This window comes from Rathayibacter sp. AY1G1 (assembly GCF_002932095.1).
GTDB lineage: Bacteria > Actinomycetota > Actinomycetes > Actinomycetales > Microbacteriaceae > Rathayibacter.
Genome location: NZ_PSUZ01000009.1, coordinates 60086 through 79542, shown reverse-complemented (window position 1 = coordinate 79542; position 19457 = coordinate 60086). Strand labels below are relative to the sequence as shown.

The following is a 19457-nucleotide window of genomic DNA, read 5'->3' as shown; positions in this document are numbered from 1 at the left end:
CGGTGTTCGATTCGACCCAGCTCTCCCCGCCCGAGCGCGCCGAGGCGGAGGCGACCCCTGCCGGACCGGACCTCCTGACGGCGGTCCGCGAGCGCCTCGGCGCCGTCGACGACGAGTTCTCCGGCCGCCTCGACGAGCACCTCGCGCGCCTGGTCGATCTGCTCGCCACGGTGTACGCCGGCCGCGACGACCTCGAGGACCAGCTCGTCGCGATCGTCGAGCTCGCCGCCGCCTCCTGGGAGGAGCGGCCCGAGGAGCTCCGCGCGCTCGACCGCGCCCGCGAGCAGCACCCGACCTGGTTCCTCTCGAACAAGGCTCTGGGCGGGGTCTGCTACGTCGACCGCTACGCGGGCGACCTCGAGGGGCTGCGCGCCGAGATCCCGTACCTCCGCGAGATCGGCCTGAACTACCTGCACCTGATGCCGCTCTTCGATGCGCCCGAGGGCGAGTCGGACGGGGGCTACGCGGTCTCGAGCTACCGGCGCGTGCGGCCGGACCTCGGCGACATGGAGCAGCTCCGCGGGCTGGCCTCCGAGCTGCGTGAGCAGGGCATCGCACTCGTGGTCGACTTCGTCTTCAACCACACCTCGAACGAGCACGAGTGGGCGCAGCGCGCGCTCGCCGGCGAGCAGCGCTTCGAGGACTACTACTGGATCTACCCGGACCGGGAGCAGCCCGACGCCTTCGAGCGCACGACGCGCGAGATCTTCCCGGACGACCATCCCGGCTCCTTCGTTCAGCTGGAGGACGGGCGCTGGGTCTGGGCCACGTTCCACCGCTACCAGTGGGACCTCAACTACTCCAACCCCGAGGTGTTCCGGGCGATGGCGGGAGAGATGCTCTTCCTCGCCAATCAGGGCGTCGACGCCCTGAGGATGGACGCGGTCGCGTTCATCTGGAAGGAGCTCGGCACCACCTGCGAGTCGCAGCCGCAGGCGCACCTGCTGCTGCGCGCGTTCAACGAGGTCTGCCGCCTGGCCGCTCCGGCGCTGCTGTTCAAGTCCGAGGCGATCGTGCACCCCGACGAGGTGATCGAGTACATCGACGTCGAGGAGTGCCAGCTCTCGTACAACCCGCTGCAGATGGCGCTCACCTGGGAGGCGCTCGCCACCCGCGACGTCCGTCTCCTCTCGCAGGCCCTCGAGCGCCGGCACGCCCTCCCCGAGGGCACGGCCTGGGTCAACTACGTGCGCGGGCACGACGACATCGGCTGGACCTTCGCCGACGAGGACGCCGCCGAGCTCGGGATCGACGCGGCCGGCCACCGCCGCTTCCTCAACGACTTCTACACCGACCGGTTCGACGGCACGTTCGCCCGCGGAGTGCCGTTCCAGGAGAACCCGCGCACCGGCGACCGCCGCGTCTCGGGCACCACCGCGTCCCTCGCTGGAGTGGAGGCGGGTGACCCGTACGGGATCGACCGTGTGCTTCTCGCGCACTCGATCGCCCTGAGCACCGGGGGGCTGCCGCTGCTCTACCTCGGCGACGAGGTCGGCCAGCTCAACGACCACGGCTACCTCGACGACCCGACGACGGCCGGCGACTCGCGCTGGGTGAACCGGCCGCGCCGCCCCGCGGAGCGCTACGACGAGCGCGAGGTCCCGGGGACGGCCGCGAGCGAGGTCTTCGGCGGGCTGCTGCACCTCATCGCCGTGCGCAAGGCCGTGCCGATGTTCGCGGGCACCGAGCTGAGCGTCTTCGACCCGGTCAACGACCACGTGCTCGGCTACCAGCGCCCCGGCGACGGGGAGTCGGTGCTCGTGCTCGCGAACGTGTCGGACGAGGTCCAGGAGGTCGCGGCCGAGCGGTTCGGCGGGTTCGCCGCGGAGGCGGTCGACCTGGTCACCGAGATCGCGGTCGACCTGCGCGAGGGCTTCCGTCTCGCTCCGCTGCAGTTCGTCTGGCTGAGGGTGACCCCGGCCTGATCGGCCCGCGCGACGCCCCCGGCGCGGGGGCCGTCGCCGGTACCCTGGGGCGGATGACTCCCGCTCCCCGTGCCCTGATCGCCCGCCTCCGCACCGACGCGCGACTCGCGCGCAAGGTGGGCGGCGAGCTGCTCGCGGCTCGCCGGGCCCGCCACGCGGTGACCCGGCTGCTCGCGGAGCGCGGGCCGCTGCCCGAGGGCCGGTTCGAGGTCGGCGTCTACTTCGCCGACGGCGACATCAACCTGTACCAGCTGCGGCAGTGGTACCGGCCGCTGGCCGAGCTGGCGGAGACGCACCCGGTCGTGCTGCTCAGCCGCAACGCCGGCGCCGCGGAGGTGCTGCTGCGCGAGAGCCCGGTCCCCGTCGCCTACGTCCGCTCCGTCGCCGACCTCGAGAGCACCATCGCGAGCCAGCCGCTGCGGATCGTGCTCTACGTCAACCAGAACGCCCGCAACTTCCAGATGATGCGCTACGGGCGCCGCTGGCACGTCTTCGTCAACCACGGCGAGAGCGACAAGATGTACATGACGACGAACCAGTTCAAGGCGTACGACTACAGCATGATCGCCGGGGACGCCGCCCTCGCCCGGCTGCGCCGCGTGCTCTGGGACTACGACTTCGACAGGCGCGCCCTCGCCATCGGCCGTCCTCAGGCGGACCACTTCGCCGGCGCCGTGCCGTTCACGCCCGACGAGCGCCGCGTGGTGCTCTACGCGCCGACCTGGGAGGGCGACCGCCCCGCCGCGGGCTACGGCTCGATCCGGAGCCACGGCACGGCCCTCGTGCGCGGGCTCCTGGCCGACCCGCGGTTCCGGCTCGTCTACCGCCCGCATCCCCGCAGCGGCGCGGTCGACTCCGACTACGCCGCGGCCGACCGGGCGATCGTCGCGATGATCGCCGCCGCCAACGCGGCCGATCCGCGCGCCGGTCACGTGCACGACACCGGCGCCGAGCTCGGCTGGCAGCTCGCCGCCGCCGACCTCGCGATCCTCGACGTGTCGGCGATGGTCTACGACCGGCTGGCCACGGGGCGCCCGCTGCTGGTCACCCGGCCCGTCAGCGCCGAGGCCGAGGTCGACGAGAGCGGCTACCTCGGCGACGCGGAGTGGCTGCACGCCGAGGACGCCTCCGCGATCATCGCGCGGATCGACAGCGCCGAGCACGATCCGGAGTCGGTCGAGCGGCTGGAGCGCTGGGTGCACCGCTACTTCGGCGACACGTCGCCCGGAGCGGCCACGCGGCGCTTCCACGAGGCGATCGAGCACCTGCTCACCGAGTGGGAGCGGCACGCCGCTCTGCACCGGGGCGACGGCGCGGTCGACGACCACGATCCGGAGGGCTGAGCGGGCGGGAGCACCGCTCGAACGGCCGCGTCAAGGGTGGGCCGGTCGCCGGGCGGCCTCCCGGTGCCCCGCTACGCTCGTCCCATGATGACCCCGCGCGCCTTCGCCCGCTCCCGCCGGCGCCGGTCGGCATCCGCCCAGCCCGCGGTCGAGCCGGACATCGTGGTCTCCGCCGACCCGGAGAAGCCGGTCTTCACGATCCGCTCCTTCCGCATCGGCCTGTTCGGCGCGCTCGGCGTGCTGGTGGCGCTCGTCCTGGGCGGCCTCGTCGTGCAGCTGGGCACGGTGCTGACCTACATCTTCGTGGCGCTGTTCTTCGCGCTCGGCCTCGATCCGCTGGTCTCCTGGCTCGAGAGCAAGCGCCTGCCGAGGCCGCTCGCGATCACAGCGGTCTTCGCCGCGGTGGTGCTGATCTTCGCCGGCCTGCTGGTCTACATCATCCCGATCCTGGTCGAGCAGCTGACGATGTTCGTCACGAGCGCCCCGCAGATCGTCACCGACATCGCCTCGCAGCAGTGGGTGCTCGACCTCGAGCAGCAGCTGCGCGGCGTGATCGACATCGACGAGCTGATCGAGAGCGTCCAGAGCTTCATCGGCAACCCCAACAACCTGCTCTCGCTCGGCGGCGGACTGATCGCGGTCGGGACCGGGATCGCCAGCGGCGTGACCGGCGCCGTCATCGTGCTGATCCTGACGCTGTACTTCCTCGCGTCGCTGCGCTCGATGAAGGCCGTCGCCTACCGCTTCGCCCCCGCCTCGCACCGCGCGAAGGCGCACGAGGTCGGCGACGAGATCACCGGCGCCGTGGGCCGCTACGTGGTCGGCCAGGTCTCACTCGCCGGCGTGAACGGCGTGCTCACGTTCATCCTGCTGCTCTCGATCGGCGCCCCGGTGCCGGCGCTGCTGGCCTGCGTCGCGTTCCTCGGCTCCCTGATCCCGCTGGTCGGCACGCTCTCGGGCGCCGTGATCATCTCGCTCGCCTGCCTCCTGGCCTCGCCGCTGACCGCGCTGGTCGCCGCGATCTACTACCTCGTCTACATGCAGGTCGAGGCGTACCTCCTCAGCCCCCGCATCATGAACAAGGCCGTCTCGGTCCCCGGTGCGGTCGTCGTGATCGCGGCGGTGGCGGGCGGCACCATCGCGGGCGTGCTCGGCGCCCTGGTCGCGATCCCGGTCGCGGCCTCGGTGATCATCGTCGTGCAGAAGGTCGTCTTCCCCCGTCAGGACGCCAAGTAGCGGACCGCACCGCGACGGCCGGTCCGCTCAGCGCCAGGGCGGCACCGCGCCGTCGACCGCAGCGCTGAAGCGGCGGACCGACTCCGGGACCGCGACGCCCTCCTCCGCCGGCACCGGCGCGAGCGTGCGGGTGACCAGCGGCACGACGCCCGCCCAGACCCCGGCCTCCGGCTCGTCGTCGGCTCCGTGCGCGCGCACCTTCAGGCTCGCCTCGGCCAGGGGGAGGCGCAGCACCAGCGTGGCCGCGATCTCGCGGGCGGTGCTCGCTCGCACCTCCTCGTCGCGCCCCGGGAGGAGGCGTGCCACCAGCAGATCGAGGGCCCGCGCCTTCTCCTCGCCCTCCAGCGCCTCGGCCCGGCCGATCACCATCGCCGAGCGGTAGTTCATCGAGCTGTCGAAGGTGGAGCGGGCGACGACCAGTCCGTCGACCAGCGTGACCGAGGCGGTGAGGAGCGAGTGCCGAGCCGCCTCCCGCAGCAGTCCTCCGCCGCTCGACCCGTGCAGCAGGAGGGAGTCGCCGTCGCGGGCGAAGAGGATCGGCAGCACGATCGCGGCGCCGTCCCGCACGACGGCGACGTGGGCGACGAGCGCCTCGTCGAGCAGGGCGTGCAGCTCGGCGGGATCGGTGCGCTGGCGGTCGCGGAGACGGGAGACGCGGGTGCTGTCGGTGACGGGGAGGCTGTCCATGTCGGAATCGTCCCGCGCCGACTGGATCTGCCAGGATGCCACTGGGCCGCGATCGGAGTGGTCCAGAGCGGAGCGGTCGATGGCGTCGGGCGATCTGGAGATCCCGCTCCTCCTCGGGCCGTCGCCGCGCGGCTCGGTCCGCGCCGGGCTCGCCGAGGCGCTGCGCCAGGCGGTGCTGGACGGGCGCTACCGGGCGGGCGATCCGATCCCGTCGAGCCGCGTGCTCGCCGAGCGGCTCGGCGTCTCGCGGGGCTCCGTCGTCGCCGCGGTGGATCAGCTGGTGGGGGAGGGCTACCTCGTCGCCCACCCGCGCGCAGCGGTGACGGTCGCCTCCGACGGACTGCTGGCGACGGCGCCGCAGGAGCCGCGGCCGGAGTCCCGGGAGACCGTCGTCCCGCCCGCCGCGGCGGACCTGAGGCCGGGCCGGCCGGACACCCGCGCCCTCGACACCCCGGAGTGGCGGGCCGCCTGGCGCCTGGCGCTCGCCTCGCCGCCCTCGGCGCCTCCTCGGGGTTCCGGGGACCCGGCCCTGCGGGAGCAGATCGCCGAGCAGCTGCGCCGGTCCCGCGGCGTCGACGTGCAGGCGTCGGACGTGGTGGTGACCAGCGGCACCGCGGGCGCCGTCGCGCTCCTGGCCCGCGCCGCCTCGGCCTCGCTCGGACGCGAGGTGCGCGTCGCCGTCGAGGACCCCGGCTACCCGGCCGTCCGGCGCCGCCTGCGCGCCGACGGGCACGAGGTCGTCGGCGTCCCGGTGCGCGGCGACGGCATCGACCTCGACGCTCTCGCGAGCTCCGGCGCGGACGTGGTCGTCGTGACTCCGTCGCACCAGTACCCGACCGGAGGCAGGCTCGCCCTCGCCGAGCGCCTGGAGCTGGTGCGCCGCGCGTCGGCCGGCCCCCTGCTCGTGGTGGAGGACGACTACGACAGCGAGTTCCGCTACGTCGGCGCCCCGCTGCCCGCGCTCGCCTCGCTCGACTCCGGCGGCGGAGTCGCCCATGTCGGGTCGTTCTCGAAGACCGTCTCGCCGTGGCTCCGCATCGCCTACCTGGCCGTTCCGCCGGCGTCCTGGCTCCGCGGGGCGCTGGCCGGCCCCGACGACGAGAAGGACGCCTCCGCCTCGGGTCCGACGCAGGCGGCGCTCGCGCAGTTCATGGCGAGCGGGGCGTTCCGGAGGCATCTCACGCGCTCGAGACGGCGCTACGCCCACCGCCGTGAGCTGGTCCACGCATTCGGGGAGTCGGTGCCGTGGGGGCGCGCAAGCGGACTCGACGGGGGTCTGCACGTCGTCCTCTCCCTGCCCGCGCCTCTGGACGCGCACGCCGTCGCGGCCGCGCTGCTCCGGGAGGGACTGCTCGTCGCCACTCTGCACGAGTACGCCCTGTCGGGACGGGCTGCGACCGAGGCGCTGGTCCTCGGCTACGGCCATGTCGGCGACCTCGAGCTCGCTGCGGCCCTGGACCTCGTCGACCGGACCGTCCGCGCGCTCGCCGCCGGGGCCGTCCGTGGTATCCCTGGAGGATGACCCGCGACTCCGCCCTGCACATCACCGACGATCCCGACGCCGACGCGCTGCTCAGCCGCGACCCGCTGGCGCTGCTGATCGGGATGCTCCTCGACCAGCAGGTCGCGATGGAGACGGCCTTCTCCGGGCCCCGCAAGATCGAGGAGCGCCTCGAGGCGGAGGGCGCCTCCTTCGACGCCGCGTCGATCGCGGGCTTCGACGAGGACGCGTTCTCGGAGCTCTGCCGGACTCCGCCCGCGATCCACCGCTACCCGGCGAGCATGGCGGGGCGCGTGCAGGTCCTCTGCCGCGCTCTGGTCGACGACTGGGACGGCGACGCCGCGGCGGTCTGGACGCGCGACGAGCCCGACGGCCGCACGGTCCTCGCGCGTCTGAAGGCGCTGCCCGGCTTCGGCGAGCAGAAGGCGCGGATCTTCCTCGCCCTGCTCGGCAAGCAGCGCGGATTCTCGGGGGAGGGCTGGCGCTCGGCCGCGGGCGCCTACGGAGAGGAGGGCGCCTTCCGCTCGGTCGCCGACATCGTCTCTCCGGAGTCGCTGACGAAGGTCCGCGCCACCAAGCAGGCCGCGAAGGCCGCCGCCAAGGCGGAGAAGTAGGGCCGGGGGCGGCGGCCGGATGGATCGAGCGCTCGACGACGGTCCCGGTCGCCGTCTCCGCAGTCGCAGGCCGAGCAGCCCGACCCGATGATCCCCGCCGCCACCGCCCGGCTGCGCTTCCGTGAGATGACCGCCGAGGACCTCCCCGACATGGCGGACCTGCTCGGCGACCCGGTCGTGATGCGGTACTACCCCGCGCCGAAGGACCGCGAGCAGGCAGCCGCCTGGATCGAGTGGAACCGGCGCAACTACCGCGAGCACGGCTTCGGGCTGTGGATCGTCGAGACCCTCGACGGCGAGTTCGTCGGCGACTGCGGGTTGACCTGGCAGCGCGTCGACGGCGGGATCGAGCTCGAGGTCGGCTACCACGTGCGGGCCGGTCTGCACGGCCGCGGCTACGCCACCGAGGCGGCTGCGGCCTGCCGCGACCTCGCGCTCGCCCACCGCCTCGCGGGACGACTCGTGGCGCTCGTGCACCCGGACAACGCCGCCTCGAGGCGCGTCGCCGAGAAGACCGGCCTCCGCGTGATCGCCGAGGACCGCGACGGCGGCGGACTCGTCCGCACCGTGCTCGGGATGCCGCTCGTCGCGCCCGGGCGCCGGCCTCGGGAACGCTGACCGAACGCCTCCGACGGCTCCGGACCTTCGCGCGCGGAGCAGGCCCTGAGCTGGAGCAGATCCTGAGCTAGATCCGGTCCTCCAGCGCCGCGATCAGCGCCGCGCGGTCCTCGCGGAGGATCGAGGCCCCGCCCCCCGGCACGGTCCGCACCTCGACGCCGCGGCCGGCGAGGACGCCGTCCAGCGAGCCGTGGCCCAGCGGGTCCTCCGGCATCACGGCGAGCGTCGCCACGGGGAACGTCTCGGGGGCCTCGGCCGCACCCCGTGCCGTCAGCCCGACGGCGGAGTCCTGCTCCCAGAGCGCGTGGGCCGACACGTCGAGCTCGATCTGCTCGTCCGTCCAGATCGGGTGGCGGTGGCGGAGGGAGTCGGCGTCGCCCTTCTCGACGTGCGCGACCGAGCCGCCGCGGTGGAGCGCGCCCGCCAGTCCCCGGGCGTCCGAGAACGCGGGGTCGAGCAGGACGAGCCGGTCGGCGCCGTACTCGGGGGCGAGCCGGGCGGCGACGACGGCGCCGAGGCCGTGGCCGATGACGAGGTCGGGGGTCTGCAGCACCGAGGCGCGGACGTCCGACGCCCAGCGCTCCGGCGAGTACACGGGCGATGCCGGCGAGCCGCCGTGACCGGCGAGATCGGGGGCCACCACGCGGTAGCCGTGCTCGTGCAGCGTCGGGACCAGGGCGTACCAGATCCGGGAGTCGGAGCCGAGGCCGTGGAGGAGGAGCGCCGTCCGCTCGCCCGTTCCGCCGTAGTCGCGGACGAACAGCGCCAGCGGCTCGGCCGGCGCGGCGGCCAGCGCCTTCCGCTCGGCGCGGGTCGGCTCGAGCACGAGGGTGTTGCCGAACGCCTGCGGTGCCGGCCCGAACGCATCGCGCGCGCTGTGGATCACCTTGCGGCCGAGCATCGCGTTGCCGACGCCGCCCAGTGCCGCTCCGATCCCGAACGGCATCGCCCGGCCGACCAGGCCCGCGCCCTGCTGGGCGAGGAAGTGCTTGGCGAAGGACTTCTTCGCGCGGTCCGCCAGCTCGCCCACGAGGAAGGACGGCAGGCCCTTCGTGACCACCGAGCCCCAGTACTGGTTGAGGCCGCTGCCCCCGCCGACGGCCTGCCCGGCCACCTGGCGCACCATCTCGCTGCCGGAGGAGCCCATCATCAGCGTGAGCACGAGGGCCCGCGCGCGGTCCGGGTCCTCGAGCGGGATCCCGTGCACCTCCGTCACCGACTGCGCGAAGAGCGCGCTCGCCTCCAGGAACCCTGCGGCTCCCGCGCCGGAGAGGGCCACCGAGGCGGCCGTTCCGATGCCGGGGACGACGGCGGTCGCCCCGATCGCCGCGCCTCCCGCGGCCACGCTCGAGAGGTACTGCCGCTCGAGCGACGTGATGATCTGCTCCGGAGTCGCCCCGGGACGCCGGCGCCGCAGCAGGCGGATGTTCGCCAGCACGGCCGGGCGCTGCACCGCGAGGAGCCGGTCGAGCAGCTTCGCCAGCTGAGCGTTCTCGGAGCCGTCGGCCTGCTCCACCTCGCCGGCCCACTCCACGGCGCGCTCGCGCTTGCGGTCCTTCTGGGCCATGTCGTGCACTCCTGCGTCCTCGGGCGCCGCGTGCGGGAGGGGTCAGTCGTCGGAGACGGTGCCCTGGACGGGCGGGCCCTCGGCCGGCGCCGTGCTGCTCCGCGGTGTCGGCGCGTAGTCCTCAGCGTAACGCGCGAGCACCTCCTCGATCGGCGCGTCCAGCACCAGGCGGCCCTTGTCCAGGTAGAGGCCGCGCGTGCAGAAGCGGCGGAGGTCGCGCTCGTTGTGCGAGACGAAGAAGAGGGTGCGGCCGGAGGCGAGCAGCTCCTCGATCCGCGCGTAGCACTTCTCGCGGAACGCCCTGTCGCCGACCGCGAGCACCTCGTCCACCAGGATGATCGGCTCCTCGAGCCGCGACACGACGGAGAAGGCGATGCGCACCTTCATCCCGCTCGAGAGGTGCTTGTAGGGGGTGTCGAGGAAGTCGCCGATCTCGGCGAACTCGATGATCGAGTCGAAGCGCGCGTCGACCTCGCGCTTGGACATCCCGTGGAGACCCGCGGTCAGGTAGACGTTCTCGCGGACGCTCAGGTCGGCCACGAAGCCGCCGGTGATCTCGATGAGCGGAGCGACGCCCCCGCGCACCTCCACCGCGCCCTCGTCCGGCAGCACCACGCCGGCGACGAGCTTGAGCAGCGTCGACTTCCCCTGACCGTTCCGGCCGACGACACCGATCGCCTCGCCCGCCCGCACCTGCACGTCGAGCCCGCGCAGCGCCCAGAACTCGCCGGGCCGCGAGCGGCGGGAGCGGCCGGCGAAGAGGTCCTTGAAGGAGCGGCGGCCCCGCCGGTTGCGGCGGAAGCGGATCCCGAGGCCGCGGCACTCGATGACCACCGGGGCGTCGGCCATCACAGCTCCTTCAGCACCGCGCGCTCGGAGCGGCGGAAGACGACGAGGCCCAGCGCCAGCACGAGCACCGAGATGCCCGCGGAGGCGAGGATGAGCGGGACGTCGAGCTCGCTCTCGAAGAACGCGGAGCGGTAGAGGGCGAAGATCCCGCTGAGCGGGTTGAGCGCCGCGAGCGGCCGGATCTGCTCCGGCAGGTTGGCCGTGGAGTAGATGATCGGCGACGCGTAGAAGAGGAACCGGAGCACGAGCTTCACGGCCCGCTCCAGATCTCGGAAGAACACCACGAGCGGGGCCACCAGCAGACCCACGCCGAGCGTGAGCACCGCCTGCAGCAGGATCGCCACGGGGAACAGCAGCGCCGCCCAGGTCAGGTGCGCGCCGGCGATCACGGCGAAGAGCACCAGCACCGGCAGGCTCGCCACGAACTCGATGCCCTTCGAGAGCACGATCCGCCCGACCCAGATGGTCCGCGGGATCGACGTCGACCGCACCAGCTTCGCCTCGCGGAGGAACGCGCGGGTCGCGTCGGAGGTCGCCTGGTTGAACCACATCCACGGCAGCAGGCCCGCGAGCAGGAAGACGATGTACGGGTCCTCGCCGACGGTCCGCTGGAAGACGACGGTGAAGACGAAGAAGTAGATGCCCGACATCACGAGCGGGTCGAGCACCGACCAGACGTAGCCGAGCGCGCTCGTGGCGTACCGGACGGTGAGGTCGCGCCTGGTGAGCAGCCAGAGGGAGTGGCGGTAGCGCCAGGCCCGGGAGCGCCGGTGGCGCAGCGCCGTCTCGGTCGCGAGGGTGTCGGCCGTGCTCACTGCGCGACTCCTCCCGTCGGCTCCGCTCGAGCCGGGGGAGGAGCCGGGAGCGTCAGACGAAGAGGTTCGCGCGCTCGAGGTCCTCGGCGAAGTCCACCTCGACGGCGTAGAGGTCGGAGATGTCCATCGGCTCGACGAGCAGGCGGTCCTGCTCGATCGCCAACTCTATGCCACGCTCGAAGTAGTCCTGGGCGTCGACCCGGGCGAGCTGGCGCACCAGCGCGGCCTTGTCGGAGGCGGACACGTAGTTGATCCCGACCGCCTCGCCGAGGCCGCCGCGCACCGTCTTGGAGAGCTCCTGGATGAAGCCCTCGGCGCTCGTCGTGTACTTGACCTCCTCGTCCGACACCTTCGAGGTGTTGACGGTGACGAAGGAGACGTCCTTCGCGATCAGCGCGGCCGCCCGGTCGAGGATGCGCGGGTCGAAGACGACGTCGCCGTTCATCCACAGCACGCCGCCCTGCCCGCTCGCCTGCAGCGCGCGGAGGAGGCTCTTGGAGGTGTTGGTCTGGTCGTACTGCTCGTTGTAGACGAACGTCGCCGAGGGGAAGGCCTCGATGATGTGCTCGAGCTTGTAGCCGACGACGATGCTCACCGGGATATTGGTGCCGAAGGCGTGGTGGATGTTGTCGAACTGCTGCTGCATGATCGTGCGCCCGTCGCTGAGCGGCGTGAGCGGCTTGGGGAGGGAGCGGCCGAGCCGGCTGCCCATCCCTGCGGCGAGGATGACGACGGTGGCGGGGCTGCTGCTCGTCGAACCTGTGTGCATCATCGTGTGTTCTCCTCGAATTAACCGCTGCGTCTCGATCTGATCGACTCCTCGGGTAGAGACCTAGTGTACAGTTCACGCCCCCCGGGGCCAGGGTGGTTGACCTCTCGCCGTGTCGCCGGGTGTCGGCGCGGGCGCCGGGGGCCTGCGGGCGAGTTGGTACCGTAGCCGGATGACGTCCGTGACGAACGCCGAGCCCGCTGAGGGTGCCGCGGATCCGGACGGCGCCTCGCCCGTCGTCTTCGAGCTGCACCAGCTGACCCGGACCTTCGGGAGGACGGTGGCGGTCGACCGCATCGACCTGGCCGTCCGCGCGGGGACCTTCTACGGGATCATCGGCCCGAACGGCGCGGGCAAGACCACCACGCTCTCGATGATGACGGGCCTCCTGCGACCCGACACCGGCCGCGTCCTCGTGCACGGCGTCGACGTCTGGAAGGACCCGTCGGCCGCGAAGCCGCTGATCGGGGTCCTGCCCGACCGCCTCCGGCTGTTCGACCGGCTCACCGGCGCCCAGTTCCTCGCCTACTCCGCCGCGCTGCGCGGCATCGACCTCGCCACGGCGAAGCAGCGCACGGTCGAGCTGGCCGAGGCGCTCGGCCTCTCCGACGCGCTGGAGCGCCTGATCTCGGACTACTCCGCGGGGATGGCGAAGAAGGTCGCCCTCGCGGCGGCGATGATCCACGCCCCGCGCGTGCTGGTCCTCGACGAGCCGTTCGAGTCGGTGGACCCGGTCTCGTCGGCCGCCGTGATCACCGTGCTGCGCCGCTTCGTCGAGGGCGGCGGCACCGTCGTCCTCTCCAGCCACGGGCTCGACTTCATCGAGCGCGTCTGCGACGACGTGGCCGTGATCGTCGGCGGGCGCGTGCTCGCCTCCGGGACGGTCGCGGAGGTCGCCGGCACCGCGACGCTGGAGGAGCGCTTCCTCGAGCTCGCGGGCGGCAAGCAGATCGCCGAGGGGCTGCAGTGGCTGCACGACTTCTCCGGCTGAGGATCGACGTCCTCCTGGGCGCGTTCCGCTCCGGGCCCGCGCGCTCGGCCGGCGCGGTCCTGGGCGTGCTCGTGGTCGTCGCGGTAACGGCCCTGCTGATCGCGGCGATCGGCGCTCTGCGCTCCTCGGACGCGGCGGCGGGCGCTCTCGTGACCGCCGGCGGCCTCGTCTCCGTCGGCTTCCTGGTGCTGCCCTTCCTGCTCGGCCCGCTCGACCCGATGGATCCGCGCGCGTTCCGCCTCTTCGGCCTTCCGCCGCTCCGCCTCGCCGGGGCGCTCGCCCTGGCCGGCCTCGTCTCGGTCCCCACGCTCGCCCTGCTGGTGGTCGGGCTCGCGTGCGCGCCGCTCGTCCCGGGCGCAGGCGCCTTCGCCGTGGTCGGCCCGCTCCTCGCGGTGGCGACGGCCTCGCTGTTCGCGCGGATCGGCCTCGCCGCCTCCGCCGCCCTCGTCCCCTCCCGGACCGCCCGCGAGCTGCTGGCCGTCCTCGGCCTGGTGCTGATGCTGGGCGGTCCCGCAGCCCTCGGCGCCGCCGCGCTGGTCGACACGGGGGACACCCCGGTGCTCGAGCGCTGGGGCGCGGCGATGGGGGCCACTCCGTTCGGCGCGGCGTGGATGATCGCCCCGGCCGCCCGGACCGGCGACGCGCTCGGCCCGCTCCTGCTGGCCCTGGCGACGCTCGTCGCGGCGGGCGCGCTCTGGTGGCTCGTCGTCCGCCTGCTGACGGAGCGCCCCGAGCGCACGCACCGGCCGCCGCGCGGCCTCCGGCTGGGCTGGTTCGACGTCCTCGGCTCGACCCGGACCGGCGCGATCGCGGCGCGCAGCATCACCTACTGGCTCCGGGATCCGCGCTACCAGGCGTCGCTCGTCGCCGTGCCGGTGCTGCCGGTCGCAGCCCTGCTGCTGCTCGCGGTCGTCGGCGTCCCCTTCCCGCTGCTCTCGCTGCTCCCGGTCCCGCTGATCGCGCTGTTCCTCGGCTGGTTCCTGCACAACGACGTCGCCTACGACGGATCGGCGTTCTGGCTCCACGTGGCCGCGGGCGTCCGCGGCTGGTCGGACCGGCTCGGCCGCGCCTTCCCGACCCTCCTGCTCGGCGTGCCGGTCGTCGTGCTCGGCTCGCTGATCAGCAGCGCGACCTCGGGGCTCCCCGATGCGCTGCCCGTCGTGCTCGCGGTGAACACCTGCCTCCTGCTCGTCCCCGCCGGCGTCGCCAGCGCCGTCTCGGCACGGCTCGCCTATCCGGCTCCGCGCCCGGGCGACAGCGCGTTCACGCAGCCCCAGGCCCCCGGAGCCAGTGGCGCCGGTCCGCAGTCCCTCGCGTTCGGCCTGGGGCTGCTCCTCTCGGCTCCGGCCGTGGTGCTCGGCGTCCGGGCCCTGTTCGTCGACCCGGAGGCGGCGGGTGACGCCGTGCTCGTCGGCTTCGGCAGCGCCGTGGTCGTCTTCGCCCTCGGCGTGCTCCTCGGCGGCCGGCTGTTCGAGCGCCGCGCGACCGAGCTGGTCGCGTTCACCAGCCGCTACTAGCGCCGCCCGATCCGGAGCGCACGGCCGCGGGCCCGGGCTCCGCGCGTAGGATCGTCGGCATGATTCCGCGCGTCCAGAACAGCAGCACCGACCCCCTCGAGGGAGGCGGAGGAACCGCCACGCTCGACCGCGAGCTCGAGGAGCTCCTCAACCAGGAGTCCATCGAGCCGGGCGACCACGAGCGCTTCTCCCACTACGTGCCGAAGGACAAGATCCTCGAGAGCGCCATCACCGGCAAGCCGGTCCGCGCGCTCTGCGGCAAGAAGTGGCTCCCGGGCCGCGACCCGGAGAAGTTCCCGGTGTGCCCGGCCTGCAAGGAGATCTACGCGAAGATGAAGTGAGCTCCCGCCCCGCTCACTCGTAGCGGGTCGGGATGACGGGCTCGCCGCGGCCGAGCCGGAGCGCGTCGATCGGCAGCTCGAGGACCGCGTTCGCGTGGTGCGCGCGGGCTGCCGCCACTCCCTCGATGCCGAGGTGCTCGGGACGGATCGTCCCGTCCTCGATCAGGGGGACGAGCAGCGCCCGCTCGTCCTCGCCGACGGCGCCCTCGGGGCCGGCGCCCACGTGCACGACCTCGGCCTCGGCGACCCCGTCGTCGGAGAGCAGACGGCCGGCGGCCTTCCGCCCGCCGATCGACGCCTTCGAGACCGACTTCTTCGCCACCGCGACCCATTCGCCCGCGTCGTCCTCGTGCGCGACCAGCTTGTAGACCATGCCCGCGGTCGGGTGGCCCGAGCCCGTCGCCACCGAGGTGCCGACGCCGTAGGAGTCGACCGGTGAGGCCGCGAGCGCGGCGATCCCGTACTCGTCGAGGTCGTTGGTGACGGTGATGCGCGTGCCGGTCGCGCCGAGCGCGTCCAGCTGCTGCCGGACGGCGGCCACCTGCTGGGGGAGGTCGCCGGAGTCGATGCGCACGGCGCCGAGGCCGGTGCCGGCGACGCGGACCGCCAGGTCGACGGCGGCTGTCACGTCGTAGGTGTCCACCAGGAGGGTCGTGCCGGGGCCGAGCGCGGCGACCTGCGCGCGGAAGGCCTCCTCCTCCGAGTCGTGGAGGAGGGTGAAGGAGTGCGCGGAGGTGCCCATCGTGGGCACGCCGAAGCTGCGGCCCGCCTCCAGGTTCGAGGAGGCGCCGAATCCGGCGATGTAGGCGGCGCGAGCGGCCGCGACGGCGGACCGCTCACCGGCGCGGCGCGAGCCCATCTCGGCGAGCGGTCGCCCGTCGGCGGCCGAGACCATCCGCGCGGCGGCGCTCGCCACGGCGCTGTCGTGGTTGAGGACGCTGAGCACCAGGGTCTCCAGCAGCACGCCGTCGGCGAAGGGCGCCTCGACGATGAGCACGGGGGAGCCCGGGAGGTAGACCTCGCCCTCGCGGTAGCCCCAGACGTCGCCCCGGAAGCGGTAGTCGGCGAGCCAGTCCAGCGTGCGGGAGTCGACCACGCGGTTGTCGCGGAGCCAGGACAGCTCGTCGTCGCCGAAGCGGAACCGCGAGATCAGCTCGAGGAGCCGGCCGGTGCCCGCGAGCACGCCGTAGCGGCGTCCCGGCGGGAGGCTCCGGGCGAACACCTCGAACATGCAGCGGCGGTCGGCGGTGCCGCTGCCGAGGGCGCCCTCGACCATCGTGAGCTCGTACCGGTCGGTGAGGAAGGCCGTGGAGTCCATCCGCTCAGTGTTCCACGGCCGCCCCCGCGCGCCCAGGCGCGGGTGCCGGGGCTTGCGCACGCCGCCGGGCCCGGGAACGGCGTGCGGCCGGGACCGGGCCGCAGGGCGCGGGTAGGCTGTTCCTCCGTGACGGACGCACCGCTGGGCATCTTCGACTCCGGAGTCGGCGGGCTCACCGTCGCCCGCTCCGTGATCGACCAGCTGCAGAACGAGTCGATCGTCTACCTCGGCGACACCGCGCACTCGCCCTACGGTCCCAAGCCGCTCGCCGACGTCCGCGCCTACGCCCTCGACACCCTCGACACGCTGGTCGACCAGGGCGCCAAGCTGCTCGTCATCGCCTGCAACACCGCCTCGGCCGCGATGATGCGCGACGCCCGCGAGCGCTACACGCTCGGCCGCGGCATCCCGGTGATCGAGGTCATCCAGCCCGCCGTCCGCAGCGCTGTCCGCGACACCCGCAACCGCCGCGTCGGGGTGATCGGCACGGTCGGGACGATCCGCTCCCGCGCCTACGACGACGCCTTCGTCGCCGCGCCCGACCTGCAGCTGTTCACCGCCGCCTGCCCGCGCTTCGTCGAGTTCGTCGAGGCGGGCGTCACCTGGAGCGACGAGCTGCTCGCGGTGGCGGAGGAGTACCTCGCGCCGCTCAAGGCCGCGGGGGTCGACACGCTCGTCCTCGGCTGCACGCACTACCCGCTGCTGCGCGGTGCCATCGCCTACGTGATGGGGCCGGACGTCCGCCTCGTCTCGAGCGCCGAGGAGACCGCGCTCGACGTCTACCGGACCCTCGTGGCGCACGGCCTGCAGCGCACCTCCGCCGCTCCTCCGACCTACCGGTGGGAGGAGACGGGCTCGAGCGACTTCGTCCGCCTCGCCCGCCGCTTCCTCGGCCCGGAGGTCTCGAGCGTCGACCTCGTCGAGACCGGCACCATCAACCTGCGCGAGCTCGACCGGGCCGCGCTCCCGCACGATCGAGGGAGACCCGAGTGACCGACAGCACCGCATCGAAGGCCGCGCGCAAGGACGGGCGGGCGCCCGACGAGCTGCGCACCGTGACGATCGAGCGCGGCTGGAGCACCCAGGCCGAGGGCTCCGCGCTCGTCTCGTTCGGGAACACCAGGGTGCTCTGCACCGCCTCCTTCACGAACGGCGTGCCGCGCTGGCTGCAGGGCAAGGGCAAGGGCTGGGTCACCGCCGAGTACGCGATGCTGCCCCGCTCCACCAACTCCCGCATGGACCGCGAGTCGGTCAAGGGGAAGGTCGGCGGGCGCACGCACGAGATCTCCCGGCTGATCGGCCGGAGCCTGCGCGCGGTGGTCGACACGAAGGCGCTCGGCGAGAACACCCTCGTCATCGACTGCGACGTCCTCCAGGCCGACGGCGGCACCCGCACCGCGGCGATCACCGGCGCCTACGTGGCGATGGCCGACGCGATCGAGTGGGCGCGCGGCAAGAAGTACGTGGGGCAGAAGGCGCAGCCGCTGATCGACAGCCTCTCGGCGGTGTCCGTCGGCATCATCGACGGCGTGCCGATGCTCGACCTGGCCTACGTCGAGGACGTGCGCGCCGAGACCGACATGAACGTCGTCGTCACCGGACGCGGCCTGTTCGTCGAGGTGCAGGGCACCGCCGAGGGGGCCCCGTTCGACCGCCGCGAGCTCGACGCCCTGCTCGACCTCGCGGTCGCCGGTGCCTCCGACCTCGCCCGCATCCAGGCCGAAGCGCTCGCCGCGGAGCCCGGAGCGTGAGCCTGGACCTCGTCCTCGCCACGCACAACGCGGGCAAGGTGGAGGAGTTCCGCGCCATGCTGGCCGGCGCGCTCCCCGGAGTCGGCGTCCGCGCCTACGACGGACCCGAGCCCGTCGAGGACGGCGTGAGCTTCGCCGAGAACGCGCTGACCAAAGCGCGCGCGGCGGCGGCGCACACCGGCCTCGTGGCGCTCGCGGACGACTCCGGGATCTGCGTCGACGTCCTCGGCGGCGCGCCGGGCATCTTCTCGGCCCGCTGGTCGGGACGCGCGCACGACGCGACGGCCAACCTCGAGCTCCTCCTGGCGCAGCTGCACGACGTGAAGGCGGAGCACCGCGGTGCGCACTTCAGCTGCACCATCGCCCTCGTGGTGCCGGACTCCGTGCTCCCCGGCGGTCAGGAGACGGTGGTCGAGGGCCGCTGGGACGGCGCGATCGCGACGGCCCCGCGCGGTGCGAACGGCCACGGCTACGACCCGGTGTTCGTCCCCGAGGCCGGGGCGCTCACGGCGGCCGAGCTCGCTCCCGAGCAGAAGAACGCCCGGAGCCACCGCGCCCGCGCCTTCACCGCGCTGCGCGCCGAGCTCGCCGCCCTGTCCGCCCGGCTCTGACCCCGGCGGGTTCCCACCGCGGGATGTCACTCCGGTGCACGCCTGTCGGCGTGCCGCGTGCCGGAGTGGCGTCTCGCGGAGGCGGAGGTCAGGACTTCGGGTGCTTGTCGTCCAGCGTGTCGGCGTCGAGCACGTAGGCGGCCGACTCGGTCGAGTCGGTCTCGGGGTCGGCGGCGAGCTTCGCCTTGCGCTGCTGCTGGAAGAAGTGGAACAGCGTCGGCACCAGCGCGAGCACGACCGCGCCGATCAGGATCACGTCGATGTAGTGCGAGACGAAGTCGGCGACCGGCGGGATGAAGGCGAGCAGCCACCCGATCAGGGTGACCCCGCTGCCCCAGATCAGGGCGCCGATGAGGTTGTAGAGGCTGTACTTGCGGTAGTTCATGTGGGCCACGCCGGCCGCGATCGGCGCGAAGGTGCGGACGATCGGCACGAAGCGCGCGAGGATCACGGCGAGGCCGCCGAAGCGCTCGAAGAACGCGTTGGTTCGCTTCACGTTCTCGATGCTGAAGAAGCCGGACTCCTTGCGCTCGAAGATGCGCGGGCCGGCCTTGTGCCCGATCAGGTAGCCGACCTCGCCGCCGATGAAGGCCGAGAACCCGACGGCCAGGCAGATGACCCAGATCGGGACGCCGAGGCCGCCGTTCGACGCGTTCTCGTGCGCCAGCAGGCCCGTGATGATCAGCAACGTGTCGCCCGGGAAGAGGAAGCCGATCAGCAGTCCGGTCTCGGCGAACACGATGAGGCAGACCACGAGCACACCCCAGGGGCCGAACGAGGTCAGGATCGTCTCCGGATCGAGCCAGGGGACGAGGGCGGCGTGATTCAACGGATCTCCAGTCGACGGGGGCCGGTGGCCGGTCGGCGGTCACGCGAGCGCGCTCAGCGTACCGGCCGATCCCGTGCGGAAGGAGGGACTCGAACCCTCACGCCTCTCGGCACAGGAACCTAAATCCTGCGTGTCTGCCATTCCACCACTCCCGCGTGCGGGCTCCAGTGTAGGA

Annotated in this window: 19 protein-coding genes and 1 tRNA gene; 12 read left to right on the top strand and 8 right to left on the bottom strand. The window is 73.2% G+C overall.

Annotation, left to right across the window (positions count from 1 at the left end; all coding sequences use genetic code 11):
* Positions 1-74 precede the first annotated feature (74 nt).
* From C5C36_RS06910 to C5C36_RS06900, 3 genes are all read left to right on the top strand, one after another.
* A complete protein-coding gene (locus tag C5C36_RS06910; protein WP_104287983.1) occupies positions 75-1925 on the top strand; it encodes an amylosucrase in 1851 nt (616 codons plus the stop codon).
* Positions 1926-1978: 53 nt separating this feature from the next.
* A complete protein-coding gene (locus C5C36_RS06905; protein ID WP_258063239.1) occupies positions 1979-3268 on the top strand; it encodes a hypothetical protein in 1290 nt (429 codons plus the stop codon).
* Positions 3269-3352: 84 nt separating this feature from the next.
* Complete coding sequence (locus tag C5C36_RS06900; protein WP_258063238.1) at positions 3353-4504, top strand: AI-2E family transporter; 1152 nt, start codon at positions 3353-3355, stop codon at positions 4502-4504.
* A gap of 27 nt (positions 4505-4531) precedes the next feature.
* Here C5C36_RS06900 and C5C36_RS06895 read toward each other — a convergent pair whose 3' ends face one another.
* Positions 4532-5191: a pyridoxamine 5'-phosphate oxidase family protein gene (locus tag C5C36_RS06895; protein WP_104309455.1), complete on the bottom strand. Its 660-nt coding sequence runs from the start codon at positions 5189-5191 to the stop codon at positions 4532-4534.
* Positions 5192-5270: 79 nt separating this feature from the next.
* Between C5C36_RS06895 and C5C36_RS06890 the strand changes: the two genes are divergently transcribed.
* From C5C36_RS06890 to C5C36_RS06880, 3 genes are all read left to right on the top strand, one after another.
* A complete protein-coding gene (locus C5C36_RS06890; RefSeq protein ID WP_181133782.1) occupies positions 5271-6713 on the top strand; it encodes a PLP-dependent aminotransferase family protein in 1443 nt (480 codons plus the stop codon).
* Positions 6710-7306: an HhH-GPD-type base excision DNA repair protein gene (locus C5C36_RS06885; RefSeq protein WP_104223574.1), complete on the top strand. Its 597-nt coding sequence runs from the start codon at positions 6710-6712 to the stop codon at positions 7304-7306. Before C5C36_RS06890 ends, C5C36_RS06885 begins: the two co-directional genes overlap by 4 nt.
* Before the next feature lie 87 nt (positions 7307-7393).
* Positions 7394-7924, top strand: a complete 531-nt coding sequence (locus C5C36_RS06880; RefSeq protein WP_104247834.1) for a GNAT family N-acetyltransferase — start codon at positions 7394-7396, stop codon at positions 7922-7924.
* 67 nt (positions 7925-7991) lie between these two features.
* On the opposite strand, the gene C5C36_RS06875 is transcribed toward C5C36_RS06880, so the two are convergent.
* Genes C5C36_RS06875 through C5C36_RS06860 form a run of 4 tightly spaced genes read right to left on the bottom strand, consistent with a single transcriptional unit; the run spans position 7992 to position 11924 of the window.
* A complete protein-coding gene (locus C5C36_RS06875; protein ID WP_104309453.1) occupies positions 7992-9491 on the bottom strand; it encodes an alpha/beta fold hydrolase in 1500 nt (499 codons plus the stop codon).
* A gap of 42 nt (positions 9492-9533) precedes the next feature.
* Positions 9534-10340, bottom strand: coding sequence for an ABC transporter ATP-binding protein (locus C5C36_RS06870; protein WP_104223571.1), 807 nt, complete (start codon positions 10338-10340; stop codon positions 9534-9536).
* Positions 10340-11155 carry an ABC transporter permease gene (locus C5C36_RS06865; RefSeq protein ID WP_374953048.1) on the bottom strand — a complete coding sequence of 272 codons (816 nt, stop codon included), beginning with the start codon at positions 11153-11155 and terminating at the stop codon, positions 10340-10342. The genes C5C36_RS06870 and C5C36_RS06865 overlap by 1 nt, the downstream gene beginning before the upstream one ends.
* Before the next feature lie 52 nt (positions 11156-11207).
* Positions 11208-11924, bottom strand: a complete 717-nt coding sequence (locus C5C36_RS06860; protein ID WP_104272771.1) for an NTP transferase domain-containing protein — start codon at positions 11922-11924, stop codon at positions 11208-11210.
* Positions 11925-12096: 172 nt separating this feature from the next.
* Between C5C36_RS06860 and C5C36_RS06855 the strand changes: the two genes are divergently transcribed.
* From C5C36_RS06855 to C5C36_RS06845, 3 genes are read left to right on the top strand one after another with little or no spacing between them, the layout of a single operon-like run.
* The gene (locus C5C36_RS06855) at positions 12097-12915 is read left to right on the top strand and encodes an ABC transporter ATP-binding protein (protein WP_104223570.1); all 819 of its coding nucleotides are present in this window, start codon (positions 12097-12099) and stop codon (positions 12913-12915) included.
* Positions 12891-14432 (top strand): ABC transporter permease, encoded by a 1542-nt coding sequence (locus C5C36_RS06850; RefSeq protein WP_104287971.1) that lies wholly within the window; start codon positions 12891-12893, stop codon positions 14430-14432. The genes C5C36_RS06855 and C5C36_RS06850 overlap by 25 nt, the downstream gene beginning before the upstream one ends.
* Positions 14433-14491: 59 nt before the next feature.
* The gene (locus tag C5C36_RS06845) at positions 14492-14773 is read left to right on the top strand and encodes a DUF3039 domain-containing protein (protein ID WP_104223568.1); all 282 of its coding nucleotides are present in this window, start codon (positions 14492-14494) and stop codon (positions 14771-14773) included.
* A gap of 13 nt (positions 14774-14786) precedes the next feature.
* Here the strand turns inward: C5C36_RS06845 and C5C36_RS06840 are convergent, their stop codons facing one another.
* Positions 14787-16091 (bottom strand): nicotinate phosphoribosyltransferase, encoded by a 1305-nt coding sequence (locus tag C5C36_RS06840; RefSeq protein WP_104247837.1) that lies wholly within the window; start codon positions 16089-16091, stop codon positions 14787-14789.
* Positions 16092-16217: 126 nt separating this feature from the next.
* Between C5C36_RS06840 and murI the strand changes: the two genes are divergently transcribed.
* From murI to rdgB, 3 genes are read left to right on the top strand one after another with little or no spacing between them, the layout of a single operon-like run.
* Positions 16218-17084: a glutamate racemase gene (gene murI / locus C5C36_RS06835; protein ID WP_104223566.1), complete on the top strand. Its 867-nt coding sequence runs from the start codon at positions 16218-16220 to the stop codon at positions 17082-17084.
* A complete protein-coding gene (gene rph, locus C5C36_RS06830) occupies positions 17081-17842 on the top strand; it encodes a ribonuclease PH (RefSeq protein ID WP_104233199.1) in 762 nt (253 codons plus the stop codon). The genes murI and rph overlap by 4 nt, the downstream gene beginning before the upstream one ends.
* Positions 17839-18453: an RdgB/HAM1 family non-canonical purine NTP pyrophosphatase gene (gene rdgB, locus C5C36_RS06825; RefSeq protein WP_104262682.1), complete on the top strand. Its 615-nt coding sequence runs from the start codon at positions 17839-17841 to the stop codon at positions 18451-18453. The genes rph and rdgB overlap by 4 nt, the downstream gene beginning before the upstream one ends.
* 88 nt (positions 18454-18541) lie before the next feature.
* Here the strand turns inward: rdgB and C5C36_RS06820 are convergent, their stop codons facing one another.
* Together C5C36_RS06820 and C5C36_RS06815 are read right to left on the bottom strand one after the other, a co-directional pair.
* A complete protein-coding gene (locus tag C5C36_RS06820) occupies positions 18542-19282 on the bottom strand; it encodes a DedA family protein (RefSeq protein WP_104309452.1) in 741 nt (246 codons plus the stop codon).
* 74 nt (positions 19283-19356) lie between these two features.
* Positions 19357-19437 (bottom strand) — tRNA-Leu (locus C5C36_RS06815).
* Positions 19438-19457 lie beyond the last annotated feature (20 nt).